Source organism: Opitutus sp. GAS368 (assembly GCF_900104925.1).
In the GTDB taxonomy this organism is placed as follows: domain Bacteria; phylum Verrucomicrobiota; class Verrucomicrobiia; order Opitutales; family Opitutaceae; genus Lacunisphaera.
On the sequence record NZ_LT629735.1, the window covers coordinates 3,801,695 to 3,816,319 of the forward strand.

The window sequence follows — 14,625 nt, forward strand, 5'->3', positions numbered from 1 at the left end:
TTTCTCTGTCATACCTGATACGTCTGGAGCGGAACCGGGTCGAGGATCTTGGACTTCGGCATCTTGGCGGTGAGCTGCTCCATGAACCAGGCGCGGGCCGGCGGGTCGCCGTGGGTCAGGACGATGGAACGGGCCTGCGTTTTCACCGCGAAATTGAGGAGTTCGTCGCGCGTGGCGTGGCCGCTGAACTCGAAGCGCTCGATGTGGGCGCGGACGCGGGTCTTCACGTTGACGGCGTCGAAGAGGAACTGGTCGCCGTTGTTGGCCGCCAGCAGGTGGCCGCCGGGGGTGTCGGGGTCGCAGTAGCCGACGAACAGGATGCTGTGCTTGGCGTTGCCGAGCAGGCAGGAAGCGATGGTGTAGGAGGGCGTGTTCTCCGCCACCATGCCGGCGCTGACGACGTAGATGCCCTGGATGGGCGGCTCCTTGCCGGGCTTGAGGTCGCGGGGGGCTTTCTTGGCCTTGAGGTCCTTGAGGATGCTGCGGGTGAAGTGGACCATGCCCGTCTTCTTGCTGATCTGGTCGAAGTAATCGGCGATGTCCATGCCCAGCCCGGAGACGAAGATCGGGCACTCGGCGAGGCGGTCGAATTTCCGGGCGTCGTGGAGGATGGCCATGATCTCCTGCATGCGGCCGAGCGCGAAGACCGGGATGAGCACCGAGCCGCCGCGCTGGATGGTGGCGTTGATCGTTTCGACGAGGCGGATCATCTCCTTGGAGCGGGTGATGCCCGGCGGCTTCTCGGTGGCGCCGTGGGTGGTCTCGGTGACGAGTGTGTCGAACTTGCCGGTCGGGAACTTGGCGCCGGCGAGGATGCGCTGGACCTGGAAGAGGACGTCGCCCGTGAAGAAGATGCGGCGGTGCTTGTGGTGGATCTCGATGCCGGCGGCGCCGGGCACGTGCCCGGCGGGATGGAAGGTGAACTCGATCTCATCGCGCGCGCCGGCGAACTTCTTCGGACTGTTGAAGGCGAGGGGATACATCCGCGGCGCGACGCGGTCGATTTCCTCGTGGGTGAAGAGCGGGTAGTCGGGGATGTTCTTCTCCTCCTTCTCACGCAGCATGACGTTGGCGGAGTTGTGCAGCATGCGCTCGATCAGCATGTGGCTCGGCTGCGTCATGATCACCGGGGTGTTCGGGTAGGCGCGCATCAGCAGCGGCAGCGAGCCGATGTGGTCCAGGTGGCAGTGCGTGATGAGGATGAGGTCCAGCTTCACACCCTGCAGCGGGCGGAGGTTTGGCGCGGCGACGCGGCCGATCTTCTTCGGGTGCAGGCCGCTGTCCACGACGAGGTGGAAATCGCCCAGTTGGACGTAGAGCGAATTGGCGCCGATGCCGCCGTCCGCGTTGAGGTCGATAATCTTCATTAGGTCAAGATGAGACAGGCGGGATGCGTTGGCGGGTGCAAGAGAAAGGTGGTTTTTGAGAGGCCACTAATGGGATTCCGCCAACGGCGGAATCTACTTTCACTGCTCCGGCTAATCGCCTCCGCCGACAGGTTCAGGGGGCGGCTGATCGCCGCCCTCTCTCTGCCCGCGATTAGCGGGCCCCCGAAACCCACCGTGCAGGCGATCAGCCGGAGCGGTTTCCGTGGATTTCACCTTTGGTGAAATTCCATTAGTGGTCCTTTTCGGAGGTTTGAAGACACATCCTGGTGATTTCAATCGCTCGGCGGAATCTCCATCTCAAACGCTGGGATGCGAACAAAGACGCGGCGACCCTGGTCGTCGAGGCCGTGGAAGCTGCCGTGGGCCCGACCGGGCTGGCCGGACACGTGGTAGCTGTTGTAGGAGAAGTGTCCGCCGGGGGCCAGGGTGGGGGTCTCGCCGACGATCTTGTCGCCCTCGACCACCAGGCGGGTGCCGTCGGCGTGCTCGATGACCCATTTGCGGCCCAGCAGGGTGACCGTGCGCTCCGAATCGTTGCGGATGGTCAGGTAATAGACGAAGGCATGCGGCTGGTCGGGCGGCAGGTTGCCCCCGTGGTGATAGACGAGCTTGTCCAATTCGACCTTCAGGCCGGGCAGTTCGAGCGGAGCAGACATGTGGTGGGACTGACTTGAACCACGAAGGCACGAAGGGCACGAAGAAAATACCGGCAGGCTTTTTTAACCACTAATCCACACTAATAAGTCACTAATTAAGCCGGGTTGGGCAGTCTGGGATTAGTGCCTCATTAGTGTGGATTAGTGGTGCCAAGCCTTGGGGATAAACTTTCCCGCTTGCCGCGGAAAAGCCCGGGGCGCACAAAGGCCTGATTCTATGGAAAAGCTCGCCCTGCTTTCGGTCAGTGACAAACGCGGCTTGGTGGAATTCGCCACGGCCCTCGTCAAGCAGCACGGCTACCGGTTGCTGTCCACCGGCGGCACCGCCAAGCTCCTGGCCGAGGCCAAGCTGCCCGTGACCGAGGTCAGCGCGCATACGGGTTTCCCCGAAATGATGGAGGGCCGCGTGAAGACGCTGCATCCGAAGATCCATGGCGGTTTGCTTTGCCGGCGCGACAAGGCCGACCATCTGGCCGCGGCGAAGCAGCACGGCATCGACCTGATCGACCTCGTGGTGGTGAACCTCTATCCCTTCGAGCAGACGGTGGCCAAGCCGCACGTCGAGTTCGAGGAGGCGATCGAGAACATCGACATCGGGGGACCGTCCATGCTGCGCAGCGCGGCCAAGAACCATGAGAGCGTCACCGTCGTGTGCGACCCGGCGGACTACGATCCGGTGCTAGCGGCCTTGGCGGAGCCGGCGAAACTCAGCGAGCTCCGCCGCAAACTTGCGCTGAAGGTCTTCCAGCGCACCGGCGCCTACGACACGGCCATCGCGAAATATCTCGAGGGCCAGCAGGCCGAGCCCGATCTCGAGGCGCTCAGCGGCTTTCCGGCGAACTTCAGCCTGTCGCTCAAGAAGGCCCAGAGCCTGCGTTACGGAGAGAACCCGCACCAGAAGGCCGCGCTCTACGGCACCTTCCACGAACATTTCTCGCAGCTGCAGGGCAAGGAACTCAGCTATAACAACATTCTCGATATCACGGCGGCGACCTACCTGATCGGCGAGTTCGAGCGCCCGACGGTCGCGATCCTCAAGCACACCAATCCCTGTGGCGTCGGCAGCGCCGATACGCTGCTCGAGGCGTGGGAGAAGGCCTATGCCACGGACCGGCAGGCGCCCTTCGGCGGCATCATCATCGTCAACAACACGCTCGATGGCGCGCTGGCGAAGATCATCAGCGAGATCTTCACCGAGGTGATCATCGCCCCGCGGTTCAGCGACGAGGCGCGGCAGATTTTCGGCAAGAAGAAGAACCTGCGGCTCATGATCGCCAAGGAGGGCCTCGGCGCCGACGCGCTGCAGGAGGTGCGCTCCGTGGTCGGCGGCGTGTTGGTGCAGGATCGCGACCGCTCCATGGAAAAACCCGCCGGCTGGAAAGTGGTGACGAAGCGCCAGCCGACGGCGGAGGAGATGGCCGCCATGCTGTTCGGCTGGAAGGTCGGCAAGCACGTGAAGTCGAACGCCATCGTCTATTGCCGGGGCGAGCAGACGCTGGGCATCGGCGCCGGCCAGATGGCGCGGGTGGACAGCTCGCGCATCGCGGTGTGGAAGGCGGGGGAGGCCAAGCTGGACCTGAAGGGCTCCGTCGTGGCCAGCGAGGCGCTGTTCCCGTTCGCCGACGGCCTGATCGCCGCCGCCGAAGCCGGGGCCACCTCAGCGATTCAACCCGGTGGCTCGGTGCGCGACGAAGAGGTCATCAAGGCCGCCGACGAGCGCGGTCTGGCGATGGTCTTCACCGGCGTCCGGCACTTCAAGCACTAGCCGGGGGCGGCGGGGTGGGCGCGGCGGCTTCCTCCGCTTTGCGTCCGCGCATCCAGTTCCAGAGTTTCTTCAGGGAACTGGCGGCCGCGACCAGCGCGAGAAGAATGACCTTCTTGAACGCGAGGATGCCCACCCAGAGCAACTTGAAGAACCCGGCCTTGGCCGCGAGGCCTCCAGCCACCAGCGCGGCCAGGCCGTAGGTGGCGACCTTGTCGGTGCTGGTGTTGAAGTCGGCGTAACGGTGGCCTTCCTGGAAGTCCACCATGGCGAGCAGGGCGGGGGTGGCCGCCTCGACCACCTTCAGCTGCGGCATCACCGCCACGACGTTGAGCACGAGCACGCCGCGGCGCCCCAGCATGCGGATGTTGTAGTTCAGCGTGTGCTCTTTCTCGTCGCCAAACTTGATTTCCTTGGCCCAATACAGCTTGTGGGTCGAGGCGTCGTAGCGCGGCGGCGCCGCCCAGCCGATCAGCTCGATGGGCGGGTAACCGGCCTCGGTGCGCTCCTTGTTGGCGCCCGTGGTGTCCTCCTTCATCTTCTTCAGGAGGTCCGCGTAGTCGATCTTGGCCGCGTCATCGTCCTTCACATAACCGTCGTCGCTGAAACTCAGGACCACGGCCCAGTCGGCGCCGCCCAGCGGGTCGAAGCCCGCCGGCACGATCATGCCGAGCGTGGCGCCGCCGCCGGGATTGCCCCACAGCTTGGTCAGCAGGGTCTCGGTGTCAGCCGGGTTGAGGTAGCGGTAATTCTCGGGCAGGCTGATCCGGGCGAGGCCGTCGCGCAGGGTGATCACGCCCTTTTCATACTTGAGCGTGGCGGCGAGTTTCCCGGCCTTTTCCGCGGCGGCGGCCGGGTCGGGCGGCGGGGCGTCCGCGGCGAAAAGGGCGTTGGCGGCGAAAAGGCCGAGCAGGGCGGGGACGAGACGCAGGTTTCTCATGGGTCAATAATGGATCGACGGATAGATCACGCTGGCGGCCCCCAGCAGCAACCTTGGCAGGATGGGCGAAACGATCCGCGAGGCGAGCAAAATGCCGGCATACCGGAGCCACGGGCTGCGCATCACGGCGGAATATTTCTCCGCGGCCGCGGGCGGCAGCAGGAGCAGCGGGGCGCTGCTGCCGTCGAGCGGCGGCAGGGGCACGAGGTTGAAAAGGGCCAGCAGCAGGTTGAGCGAAAGCAGGACGCTCAGCAGCGGCGCCAGGATCCCGCCGGGACCATCGTGTGCGGCCACGGCCAGGTGGGCGGCGGAAAGCGAGGAGGGCGCCCGGAAGAAATCCCATTCGTAGCCGACGCGGATCAGCAGCGCGGCGCTGGCGGCCAGGAGCAGGTTGGTGGCGGGCCCGGCCAGGGCCATGAGCGCGGCGCGGCGGGGATATTGCCGCGCCCACTGGGGATCATACGGGGCGCTCGCCCAGCCGAAGAGCCAGCCGCCGGCCAGCCAGGAAAGAATGGGCACCACCACCATGCCGAAGGGTTCGCGCCGGATGTGGGGCACCGGATTGAGGGAGACCTGACCGCCCCGCGCGGCGGTGTCATCGCCCAGCTTCAGTGCGCTCCAGGCATGGGCCGCTTCGTGACAGATCGTGGAGAAAAGAAAGACGCCATACCAGAGGAGGCCATCCGCCAAGTTGGGTGTCATCGCGCAGAGGCTACGGGTGGCTTTGGCGGCGTGGGAAGCAAAAACCGGGACGCGCAGGCGAACTTTGCCTTGGAGCCGGCGGCGGATGGGCTAGGGTCGGCGCATGAAGTCGCGCTTGGGCCTGGGTCTGCTGACGGGAGTCCTCTTGCTGGCGGGTTGTTACACGGTGCCCGAAACCGGCCGCAGCTCCTTTATCATGCCCTTTGTCGACGACGTGGCCCAGGGCACGGCGGCTTTCACCGACCTCAAGGCCAGGGAAAAGATTTCGGACGACCCGGCGGCCAACGAGCGCGTCGCCCGGATCGGCCGGCGGATCGCGGCTGCCGTGGGCGACGCCCTGCCGGGCGCCAAGTGGGAGTTTGTGGTGTTTGACGCACCGAAGACCGTCAACGCCTTCGCCCTGCCGGGCGGCAAGGTGGGCGTCTATTCCGGTCTGCTGGCGCTGACCGATTCCGACGATGAGATCGCCATCGTCATGGGGCATGAAATCGGGCACGTGACCGCCCGCCACGGCGCCGAACGCATGAGCAAGGGCGTGGCGGCGGCCCTCCTCGGCGTGGCGCTGGATGTCGGCCTGAAAGAGAATCGGAACCACGACCTGCTGCTGGTCGCCTACGGCGTGGGTGCCGGCGGCGCGATGCTGAAGTTTTCCCGCGACAACGAGAGCGAGGCCGACTTCATCGGCATCCGCTACGCCGCCAAGGCCGGCTATGACCCGCGCGCGGCGGTCAGTTTCTGGCAGAAAATGGAAAAGCAGGGTTCGTCCGGCGCGGTGCCGGCCTTCCTTTCGACGCATCCCACGCATGAGCGGCGGGTCGCCGACCTCCAGGGCTGGATGCCGCAGGTGCTGCCGCTCTACGAGGCGGCGAAACTGAAGTATGGGAATTAAGAAGTAAGAATGAAGAATTAGGAAATTAGACCCCGGCTTTGGATTGTCTGATCGAGCATACTTCTTAATTCGTAATTCATCCTTCCACCTTTAATTGGCTAGCGCCGCGGGGAGAGTTGGTGCAACCTGCGGCATGTTTGACCCTGTTGAAAAGCTCAAGGAATACGTCCGCCAAGGCAGCGTCTCGGCCGACCCGCAGTTCAAGGCGGGCATGGCGGGCGCCCAGCAGTTCCTGACCAGGCTGCTGACGGAAATCGGCTTCAAGGTGGAGCTGGTGCCCACCGCGCTGCATCCGGTGCTGCTCGCCAAGCGCGGCGACAACCCGGCCTGGCCGCATGTCATCATCTACGGCCACTACGACGTGCAGCCGCCCGACCCGCTCGACAAGTGGGTCACGCCGCCGTTCGAGCCGACCATCCGGGGTGAGCGCATCTACGGCCGCGGCACGGCCGACAACAAGGGCCCGCTGCTGGTGCACATCACGGCCGTCGCGCGCCTGCTGGAGAAGAACCCCCACCTGCCGCTGCGCCTGACCTTCATGGTCGAGGGCGAGGAGGAAATCGGGAGCAAGAATTTCAAAACCTTCCTCAAGGAGAACAAGGAGAAGCTCCGCGGCGACTTCATCTATATGTCGGACAACGGTATTCTTTCGCCCGACCAGATGATCATCACCGTCGGCCTGCGCGGCATGCTGGCCTTCGAGATCGAGCTGACCGGGCCGAACTCGGACCTGCACTCCGGCATGCACGGCGGCGTGCTGATGAATCCGCTGCAGGCGCTGGCCGAGCTCTGCGCCTCGCTGCACACGCCGGACGGGCGGGTCAACCTCCCGGGCTTCTACGACGCCGTGGTCCAGCCCGAGCCCTGGGAGCGCGAGCAGCTCGCCAAGGCGGGCCTCCAGGAGAAGGACTACGCGGCCTTTCTCGGCATCAAGGAATTCCACACGCCGCCCGGCTACACGCCGTTCGAGGCCATCCGCTTCCTGCCGACGCTCGAGTTCAACGGCTTCAGCGGCGGCTACCAGGGCGAGGGGACCAAGACGGTCATCCCGAGCAAGGCCAAGGTGAAGATCACCTGCCGCCTCGTGCCGAACCAGACGCCGGACAACATGAAGGAAGCGGTCTTCAACGCCATCAAGGCGCGCTGCCCGAAGGGCGTGACGATGGCCATCACGCCGCAGCACAATGCCACACCCTACGTGGTCATCCCGCCCGACCGGTCGAACACGCCGAAGAACCAGTCGCCGGCGCTGGCGAAATGCTTCCGCGCGGTGGACAAGGCGGCGACCGAGGTCTTTGGCAAGCCGCCGATCTATCTCCGCGAGGGCGGCAGCGTCGGCCTGCTCGCCGACCTGAAGGAAGTGCTCGGGCTCGACGCCGTGATGATGGGGCTCTTCCTGCCGGAGGACAACCTGCACGCGCCGAACGAGAGCTTCCACCTCGGCGTGATGAAGAAGGGCATCGATACCTCCGAGCGCGTGCTGGCCGAGCTGGCGAAGGGGTAGTTTTTCCGGATGTAGGGTCGTCGCTTGCGACGACCTTTGATTTGAATGCCGCGGGTGAGGTCGCCGCCAGCGGCGACCCTACAGACGAAGCCGGCCCGCAGGGACGCGGGCCCTCCAAATAAAAAGGCCGCGGATTGCTCCGCGGCCTTTGAAATTTGATCTCGCCCGACGCTTACTGCTTCTTGAGCTCGATGAAGTCGACGCGACGGTCCTTCTGCCACTCGGATTCACCGCCGCCCTGCTTGGCGTCGGTCGAGCCCTTCGAGAGGGTCTCGAGGCGCTTGGCGTCGGCGCCCATGGACTCGAGGAAACGCTTCACGGAATTCGCGCGGCGGTCACCCAGGCCGAGGTTGTATTCGGCGGTGCCGCGCCAGTCGCAATGGCCGACGAGCACCATGTTTTTCTCGGGATTGTCTTTCAGCCACTTGATGGCGGCAGCCAGCTTCGGGCGCTCGGCGGGAGCGACGGCGGCGCGATCGAGGCCGAAGAAGACGGAGTCAACAACGCTCTTGTTCTCGCTGTCCGGGGTGCCTTCGTTGCGCTGAGGAATGGGAGTCTGGTCCGGAGCAAAGGCGACCGCGTTCGGGTCGATCGTGTTGCTTGGGCCGCCCGTCGCGGGGAGCGTCGAGGCGTCACGGACCGGCTTCTTTTTGCAGCCGGAAAGGACGAGGGCGGAGAGGGCCAGCGTGAGGCCGAGGAGTTTGGCGAAGTTCTTCATGTAAGTGCAGGGAAAGAGTGGCCTCGTTATTGGTTAATCCCCGAGGGCGGGCAAGAACGAATCTTCAAGCTCACCACGTCTGGGCGCGGTGGTCGATGAGGCCGATCTCCAGGGCGTAACGGGTGAGGCTGGCGACGTCGTGGAGGTTGAGCTTCCGCATGAGGTTCGTGCGGTGGTTGTCCACGGTCTTGACGCTGATGCCGAGCTTCTGGGCGATTTCCTTGGTGCTGTTGCTCTCGGCGACGAGCTTGAGGATCTCGCGCTCGCGGTCGGTGAGGGTGTCGACGCCGGAGGCCGGGCTGTTGTTGGCGACGACGGTGCGAAGCAGGGCGGCCACGCCGGGGCCGAAATAGGTGCCGCCGTTGGCAATGGTCTCGAGGCCCTTCTTGAACTCGCCCAGGCCGGCGGTCTTCTCGACAAAACCGTGGGCGCCGGCCTCGAGCATCTCGCGGACGAGGGCGGGGCTCTCGTAGGCGGAAAATACCAGCACGCGGGTGTTTTTGAGCTGCTTGCTGATGCGGCGGAGGATGTCCACGCCGCTGAGGCCCGGCAGGCGGGCGTCGAGCACGAGCAGGTCGGGCTTCAGATCGAGGCAGAGCTGGCAGGCCTGCTGGCCGTCGCCGCTTTCGCCGACAATCTTATAGGCCGGGTCGATGCGGAGGATTTCCGCCAGCATCTCGCGGATGGCGGTCTGGTCCTCGATGATGACGATGCGTTTGGCTGAAATGAGTGTGGGCACAGGTGACGGAGGGAAGGGCGGCGGGACAGGAGTGGCGCGACTTTTGGCCATCCGCGGCAAAACTCAACCCCGATTAGTAAAAAGAGGGCCATGGGTAAAAAAGCCACGAATGCCGGGCTGGCCTGCCAGCCGTAGCCACTCGGGGGCGAGCGGAAGTGAAATGTCCTCCTTCGCCCAGGCTTCGGAGGACAGCCTCCGCCCTCGCTTCGCTTGGCGTAGGCTGGTGGGGCGACTGGGATTCGAACCCAGAACCAATTGCTTAAAAGGCAACTGCTCTACCATTGAGCTATCGCCCCAGCTAGAACCCAAGGGCGCAGATAGTTTTTCGCTTGGGCGGCAAGGCAAGGATTAATTGCACCGGCGGGCCCCGGGCGGTCCCGGCCAAGCGAGCATTGACCGCCGGGTCGGGGATGGTGCAATCTGCCCACCAACTAGCGACTTTCGTGGGAACAATCCTCAAATTTCCGGATCAGAACGAGCCTGATCCTATGACTGCCAAAGCCCAGGAAGTAGCCTTGGACCGCCTGCTGGTCGACCGCTTCAAAGGCGGCGACGCCACCGCCTTTGACCAACTGGTCACCCGATATTGGGACCGCATCTATGCGATGACCAACCAGCTCCTGCGCAACCAGCAGGACGCCGAGGAAGTCACGCAGGACGCCTTCATCCGCGCCCACCGCGGGCTGGTGAATTTCCGCGGCGACTCGGCCTTTTCGACCTGGCTCTACCAGATCGCCACCAACCTGGCCCGCAACCGGTATTGGTATTGGTGGCGCCGCAAGCGCGACAAATCCATCTCCTTCGAGGCCCCGGTCAGCGGCGAAAACGACACCACGCTCGCCGAACTCATCCCCGCCGAGCAGGAGACACCCGAGGACGCGACCGTCACGCAGGAGTTCGTCAACCGCGTCGCCGAGTGCATGGAGGAGCTGAACGAGAAACACCGGGAGATCCTGATCCTGCGCAATGTCCAGAATCTCGCCTACGAGGAGATCGCCGAGATCCTCGGCATCAGCGTCGGCACCGTCAAAAGCCGCATCGCCCGCGCCCGCGAGAGCCTGCGCGAGAGACTGGGCCACGAATTTCAGCCATGAAAGACCAACGCTTCATTGAATTGGTGAACCTGTATATCGACCGGCAGATCACCGTTGCGGAAACCGCCGAGCTTGAGGCGGAAATCCAGACCAGCCCGCGCCGCCGCGCGGTCTACCGGCAGTATTGCCAGCTGCACAGCGCCACCAAGCAGGTCTATGACAGCTTCCGCACCAGCGCCGCCAGCCCGCAGCCCGGTTTGCCGGCCGGCCGGGCGGTCCTCACCGATTTCAAACCCCGTTCGCGGTCGAACTGGATCCATTATGCCGGCGGCCTGACGGCCGCGGCGTGCCTCACCGTGGTTCTGATCCGCTTCAATTCCAACTCCCGGCCCGCCACAGATACGCCGGTCAAGGCCGGGTCGGTGCCGGCCGTCCAGGTGGCGGCCGTGGCCCCGGCGGTGCCCGTCGTCGCGACGCCGACCGTGCCCACCGCCACTCCCGCAGCGCCGGGCATCACCAGCCTGCGCAGCAATCTGAACGTCGAACCCGATTATGCGGCCATGCTCGCGGCGCTGCGCCGCGAAGAGCAACGGTCCTTCGCCAACGGCGAGATCCAGAACAGTCGGCTGCCGTCGTTGTTTGATGACGGGGTGTTTGAGGCCCGCCCGTTTTCCCCGGCGAACAACCCGCGGACCTTCCGCAGCAAGCAGGTGCCGGCGCAGCCGGCGGAGTTCACCGCCTTCGAGTTCCGCCACTGAGGATGGGTAGGGCGCGGACTCCGTTCCGCGCCTTTCTGCCGGTGCAGGGACTCACCACCTTGCCGCTCAGCCCAGGGCTTTTTTGATCAGCGCCTCGGTTGAGGCCGCGGCGCCCAGGGCAACCCAGGCCTGCCGGACGGCCTTGTCCGCATCCGGGGCCTTGTAGCCCAGCGCCGTGAGAGCGAGCACCGCATCGCGGATCTTGTTCTCGGCCGCGGGCGGCGTGCCTTCCCCCCTGGCCGGTGCCACGTGACCCAGCTCGGCGGGGTTCAGCTTGTCGCGCAGCTCGATGACCAGCCGCTCGGCGGTCTTCTTGCCGATGCCCGGGCATTTGGCCAGCAGGCCGACGTCGCCGGCGGCAATGGCGCCCTTGAGGGTGGGGAGGGAGAGCTTGCTCAGGACACTGAGGGCCATCTTCGGGCCGACGCCGGTGACCTTCTCGACGAGCAGGCGGAAGAAGTCGCGCTCCTCCTCGGTAGAGAAGCCGTAGAGGGTCGCCGAATCCTCCCGGTAGACCGCCAGGGTGTGGAGCTTGACCGGCTTGCCGGGCACGGGCAGGCGCTCGGCCGTGGTGACCGGGATGTGGAGCTCGTAACCGAGGCCGCCGGCCTCCACGACCGCCGTCAACGGGGTGGCCGCAACGAGGGTGCCAGAGACGCTGGTGATCATTTGAGGCCGAGCACGTCCTGCATGTCGTAGACCCCGGGCTTCTGCTTCACGACCCAATGCGCGGCGCGCACGGCGCCGCGGGCGAAGATGGCCCGGTCGCTGGCCTTGTGAATCAGCTCCACGCGTTCGCCGAGCGCGGCGAATAAAACCGTGTGTTCCCCCACGACGTCGCCGCCGCGCAGCGCATGCACGCCGACCTCGGTCGGCGGGCGTTCACCCGTGATGCCGGAACGGCCGTGCCGCAATGCGTCGGCGGTCAGCTTGCGCTCCTCGAGGATGATCTCGAGGAGGCGGGCGGCGGTGCCGCTCGGGGCGTCCTTCTTGAAGCGATGGTGCATCTCGACGACCTCGGCGTCGTAATCGGCGCCCAGCACCGCGGCGGCGCGCCGGGTGAGGGCGAAAAGGAGGTTCACGCCGACGGAGAAATTGCCGGCCCAGACGCACGGCACCTTGGCCGCCAGGGCGAGCAGTTTTTTCTTCTCGGCGGCGCCATGGCCGGTGGTGCCGATGACGATGGGCTTCTTCTTCGCCACCGCGAGCTCGAGCAACCGGCCGGTCGCGGAGTGAGAACTGAAATCGATGATCACGTCGCAGCCGGCGAGGTGCGCGGCCGGGTCGTCGCCGGCATCGGTGGTGGCGCGGATGGCAGCGTCCATTTCACCGGCGAGGCCGGCGATGGTCCGGCCCATGCGGCCTTTGGCGCCATTGAGGAGGATCTGGAGCGGCATGGCGTCAGCCCTGGCGGAAGGCAGCGAGCGAGGCGAGCAGGGTCTTGCGGTTGACGGCGCCCATCGGGCAGAGCGGCGACCGCACCTCTTCGGAACCGATGATGCCGGCCGCGACCATCGCCGTTTTCACCGGCGAGGGATTCGACTCGATGAAAAGCGTCTTGAACACCGGGTAGAGCCGGCGGTGCAGCGCGCGGGCCTTCGGGTAGTCGTGGGCCAGGGCGAGCGAGACGAGCTTGCCGACTTCCTTCGGGTAAAGGTTGCTCGCCACGCTGACCACGCCTTGGGCGCCGACCGCCATGAAGGGCAGGGTGAGACTGTCGTCGCCGCTGAGCACGGTGACCGAGTCGCCAAGCGCGGAGATGATCTGGTCGACGCGGTCGACGCTGCCGCCGGCCTCCTTGATGTGGGCGACGTGGGGATACCTGGCGCGGAGGCGCTCGATGACCGGCACGCTGATCTCGATGCCGCAGCGGCCCGGGATCGAGTAGAGGATGATGGGCTTGTCGGTCGCCTCGGCAATCTGCGCGAAATGCTGGAACAGGCCCTCCTGGGTGGGGCGGTTGTAGTAGGGCGCCACGAGGAGCATGCCATCAGCGCCGGCGGCGTCGGCCGCCCTGGTCAGGTCGATGGCCTCGTGCGTGGAATTGGAACCCGTGCCGGCGATGACCGGCACCCGGCCCCGGGCGGCCTCGATCGTGGCCCGGATGATGTCCAGGTGTTCCTCGTGGGTGACCGTGGGTGACTCGCCCGTGGTGCCGACCGGCACGAGGCCGCTGATGCCGGCCTTGACCTGGAACTCCACCAGTTTCTTCAACTCGTCATAGGCGACGGTGCCGCGCCGGAAGGGCGTGACGAGGGCGGTGTAGGTGCCGGTGAAGGTGCGGAGACGATTCATAGGAAAGTTACCTTGAACGATGCAAAGAGACGCTGTATCGAAAGCACAGCTTTAAAGCCGGTTCACGCATAAAATTCCATGAGCACGACGACACTTCATACCGAAATTATCAACGATCTGCTTAAACTGGCCGTGGAAAGCGGCGCCAGCGACATCGTGATCAAGTCCGAAAAGCCGGGTTACCTGCGCATGGGTGGCAAGCTCAGGGCGGTCGAGATGGACGCCATCACCTGCGATACCGCCCAGGCCTGGGTCGACGAGCACGTGCCGCGGGTTTTCAAGCCCAAGTGGGAGAAGGATGCGCAGGTGGACTTTGCCTACGCGGCGGACGAAGTGGGGCGTTTCCGCGTCAATGCCTTCCACCAGCGAGGTCTGGTGAGCATCGTGCTCCGCCACATCAAGAGCCGTCCGCCCACCTTCGAGGACCTGAAAATCGAGCCGGACACGTTCATCAAGATGGCGCAGGCCAAGGACGGCATCCTGCTGGTCTGCGGCGCCACGGGCTCCGGCAAGAGTTCGACGATGGCCGCCATGCTCAACTGGATCAACCAGAACATGGACAAGCATATCGTGACCATCGAGGACCCGATCGAATACACTTTCAGCGATGAGAAGTCCCTGTTCCAGCAGCGCGAAATCGGCCTCGACGTGCCGAGCTTCGAGCTGGCGATCAAGTCGGTGCTGCGCCAGAACCCCGACATCATCCTGATCGGCGAAATGCGCGACCGGGAGACCTTCGAGACCGCCATTTCCGCGGCCGAGACCGGCCACTTGGTCATCTCGACCATGCACGCCGCCACCGTGAAACAATCGCTGACCCGCCTGTTCGAATTTTTCCCGCCGGAGCAGATCGAGCAGGCCCGCCGGCAGATCGCCGGCACGCTCCGGGGTTTTATCTGCCAGAAACTCATCCCGGCGCTCGAGGGCGGCGGCCGCTTCGCCGCGCACGAGATACTCATGGCCGACGCCACGGTGAGCAACCTGATCCTCGACGGCCATAACGACAAGATCCAGCAGCTCCTGGAGTCTTCCAGCGAGCAAGGTTCGAAATCCTTCAACAAGGATCTCTACCGGCTCATCAAGGAGGGCAAGATCAGCAAGGCCGACGGCTTGCGCTTCTCCCCGAACGCCCCGGCGTTGGAGATGAATCTGAAGGGTATCTTCTTCAAAACCTGACGCCAGTTTGCTGCGTGGGCCGCCCGGAAACCGGGCGGCCGGGGCGCGGGAAATTTTAGGGCTT

General features: G+C 65.0%; 15 protein-coding genes and 1 tRNA gene. 6 read left to right on the forward strand and 10 right to left on the reverse strand.

Annotated features, from left to right (window positions below; all coding sequences use genetic code 11):
* Positions 1–8 precede the first annotated feature (8 nt).
* Positions 9–1,367: an MBL fold metallo-hydrolase gene (locus BLU29_RS16110; protein WP_091060064.1), complete on the reverse strand. Its 1,359-nt coding sequence runs from the start codon at positions 1,365–1,367 to the stop codon at positions 9–11.
* A 293-nt stretch (positions 1,368–1,660) separates the two neighbouring features.
* On the reverse strand, positions 1,661–2,044 hold the full coding sequence (locus BLU29_RS16115; RefSeq protein ID WP_091060067.1) for an ApaG domain: 384 nt from the start codon (positions 2,042–2,044) through the stop codon (positions 1,661–1,663).
* 217 nt (positions 2,045–2,261) lie between these two features.
* On the opposite strand from BLU29_RS16115, the gene purH reads away from it, so the two are divergent.
* Positions 2,262–3,809 (forward strand): bifunctional phosphoribosylaminoimidazolecarboxamide formyltransferase/IMP cyclohydrolase, encoded by a 1,548-nt coding sequence (gene purH, locus BLU29_RS16120; protein ID WP_091060070.1) that lies wholly within the window; start codon positions 2,262–2,264, stop codon positions 3,807–3,809.
* Here the strand turns inward: purH and BLU29_RS16125 are convergent.
* Complete coding sequence (locus BLU29_RS16125) at positions 3,799–4,746, reverse strand: DUF2167 domain-containing protein (RefSeq protein ID WP_091060072.1); 948 nt, start codon at positions 4,744–4,746, stop codon at positions 3,799–3,801. The two genes, purH and BLU29_RS16125, sit on opposite strands and share 11 nt — an antisense overlap.
* A gap of 3 nt (positions 4,747–4,749) precedes the next feature.
* Positions 4,750–5,448 carry a site-2 protease family protein gene (locus BLU29_RS16130; RefSeq protein WP_091060075.1) on the reverse strand — a complete coding sequence of 233 codons (699 nt, stop codon included), beginning with the start codon at positions 5,446–5,448 and terminating at the stop codon, positions 4,750–4,752.
* A gap of 103 nt (positions 5,449–5,551) precedes the next feature.
* Here BLU29_RS16130 and BLU29_RS16135 point away from each other — a divergent pair, with 103 nt between their 5' ends.
* Complete coding sequence (locus tag BLU29_RS16135) at positions 5,552–6,337, forward strand: M48 family metallopeptidase (protein ID WP_091060077.1); 786 nt, start codon at positions 5,552–5,554, stop codon at positions 6,335–6,337.
* A gap of 133 nt (positions 6,338–6,470) precedes the next feature.
* Positions 6,471–7,841, forward strand: a complete 1,371-nt coding sequence (locus BLU29_RS16140) for a M20/M25/M40 family metallo-hydrolase (protein WP_091060080.1) — start codon at positions 6,471–6,473, stop codon at positions 7,839–7,841.
* Between the two features lie 172 nt (positions 7,842–8,013).
* Here BLU29_RS16140 and BLU29_RS16145 read toward each other — a convergent pair whose 3' ends face one another.
* The 3 genes from BLU29_RS16145 to BLU29_RS16155 form a co-directional block, all read right to left on the reverse strand.
* Positions 8,014–8,559, reverse strand: a complete 546-nt coding sequence (locus BLU29_RS16145) for an OmpA family protein (RefSeq protein ID WP_091060083.1) — start codon at positions 8,557–8,559, stop codon at positions 8,014–8,016.
* Between the two features lie 70 nt (positions 8,560–8,629).
* Positions 8,630–9,298 (reverse strand): response regulator transcription factor, encoded by a 669-nt coding sequence (locus BLU29_RS16150; RefSeq protein ID WP_231962255.1) that lies wholly within the window; start codon positions 9,296–9,298, stop codon positions 8,630–8,632.
* A gap of 221 nt (positions 9,299–9,519) precedes the next feature.
* Positions 9,520–9,594 (reverse strand) — tRNA-Lys (locus tag BLU29_RS16155).
* Between the two features lie 192 nt (positions 9,595–9,786).
* On the opposite strand from BLU29_RS16155, the gene BLU29_RS16160 reads away from it, so the two are divergent.
* Both BLU29_RS16160 and BLU29_RS16165 read left to right on the forward strand, forming a co-directional pair.
* A complete protein-coding gene (locus BLU29_RS16160; RefSeq protein ID WP_091060087.1) occupies positions 9,787–10,392 on the forward strand; it encodes a sigma-70 family RNA polymerase sigma factor in 606 nt (201 codons plus the stop codon).
* Complete coding sequence (locus BLU29_RS16165) at positions 10,389–11,090, forward strand: hypothetical protein (protein ID WP_091060090.1); 702 nt, start codon at positions 10,389–10,391, stop codon at positions 11,088–11,090. Before BLU29_RS16160 ends, BLU29_RS16165 begins: the two co-directional genes overlap by 4 nt.
* A 66-nt stretch (positions 11,091–11,156) precedes the next feature.
* Here the strand turns inward: BLU29_RS16165 and ruvA are convergent, their stop codons facing one another.
* From ruvA to dapA, 3 genes are read right to left on the reverse strand one after another with little or no spacing between them, the layout of a single operon-like run.
* Positions 11,157–11,759 carry a Holliday junction branch migration protein RuvA gene (gene ruvA, locus BLU29_RS16170; protein WP_091060092.1) on the reverse strand — a complete coding sequence of 201 codons (603 nt, stop codon included), beginning with the start codon at positions 11,757–11,759 and terminating at the stop codon, positions 11,157–11,159.
* Positions 11,756–12,487 (reverse strand): 4-hydroxy-tetrahydrodipicolinate reductase, encoded by a 732-nt coding sequence (gene dapB, locus BLU29_RS16175; RefSeq protein ID WP_091060094.1) that lies wholly within the window; start codon positions 12,485–12,487, stop codon positions 11,756–11,758. Before dapB ends, ruvA begins: the two co-directional genes overlap by 4 nt.
* Before the next feature lie 4 nt (positions 12,488–12,491).
* Positions 12,492–13,385, reverse strand: a complete 894-nt coding sequence (gene dapA / locus BLU29_RS16180) for a 4-hydroxy-tetrahydrodipicolinate synthase (protein ID WP_091060097.1) — start codon at positions 13,383–13,385, stop codon at positions 12,492–12,494.
* Between the two features lie 78 nt (positions 13,386–13,463).
* On the opposite strand from dapA, the gene BLU29_RS16185 reads away from it, so the two are divergent.
* Positions 13,464–14,561 carry a PilT/PilU family type 4a pilus ATPase gene (locus tag BLU29_RS16185; protein WP_091060100.1) on the forward strand — a complete coding sequence of 366 codons (1,098 nt, stop codon included), beginning with the start codon at positions 13,464–13,466 and terminating at the stop codon, positions 14,559–14,561.
* Positions 14,562–14,625: the final 64 nt, after the last annotated feature.

Excerpts from the sequence above, each read along its gene's own strand:
- BLU29_RS16165 (WP_091060090.1), top strand. The coding sequence starts at position 10,389 with ATGAAAGACCAACGCTTCATTGAATTGGTGAACCTGTATATCGACCGG.
- BLU29_RS16130 (WP_091060075.1), bottom strand. The coding sequence starts at position 5,448 with ATGACACCCAACTTGGCGGATGGCCTCCTCTGGTATGGCGTCTTTCTT.
- BLU29_RS16135 (WP_091060077.1), top strand. The coding sequence starts at position 5,552 with ATGAAGTCGCGCTTGGGCCTGGGTCTGCTGACGGGAGTCCTCTTGCTG.
- BLU29_RS16140 (WP_091060080.1), top strand. The coding sequence starts at position 6,471 with ATGTTTGACCCTGTTGAAAAGCTCAAGGAATACGTCCGCCAAGGCAGC.
- dapB (WP_091060094.1), bottom strand. The coding sequence starts at position 12,487 with ATGCCGCTCCAGATCCTCCTCAATGGCGCCAAAGGCCGCATGGGCCGG.
- BLU29_RS16110 (WP_091060064.1), bottom strand. The coding sequence starts at position 1,367 with ATGAAGATTATCGACCTCAACGCGGACGGCGGCATCGGCGCCAATTCG.
- purH (WP_091060070.1), top strand. The coding sequence starts at position 2,262 with ATGGAAAAGCTCGCCCTGCTTTCGGTCAGTGACAAACGCGGCTTGGTG.
- dapA (WP_091060097.1), bottom strand. The coding sequence starts at position 13,385 with ATGAATCGTCTCCGCACCTTCACCGGCACCTACACCGCCCTCGTCACG.
- BLU29_RS16185 (WP_091060100.1), top strand. The coding sequence starts at position 13,464 with ATGAGCACGACGACACTTCATACCGAAATTATCAACGATCTGCTTAAA.
- BLU29_RS16125 (WP_091060072.1), bottom strand. The coding sequence starts at position 4,746 with ATGAGAAACCTGCGTCTCGTCCCCGCCCTGCTCGGCCTTTTCGCCGCC.
- BLU29_RS16115 (WP_091060067.1), bottom strand. The coding sequence starts at position 2,044 with ATGTCTGCTCCGCTCGAACTGCCCGGCCTGAAGGTCGAATTGGACAAG.
- BLU29_RS16160 (WP_091060087.1), top strand. The coding sequence starts at position 9,787 with ATGACTGCCAAAGCCCAGGAAGTAGCCTTGGACCGCCTGCTGGTCGAC.
- ruvA (WP_091060092.1), bottom strand. The coding sequence starts at position 11,759 with ATGATCACCAGCGTCTCTGGCACCCTCGTTGCGGCCACCCCGTTGACG.
- BLU29_RS16145 (WP_091060083.1), bottom strand. The coding sequence starts at position 8,559 with ATGAAGAACTTCGCCAAACTCCTCGGCCTCACGCTGGCCCTCTCCGCC.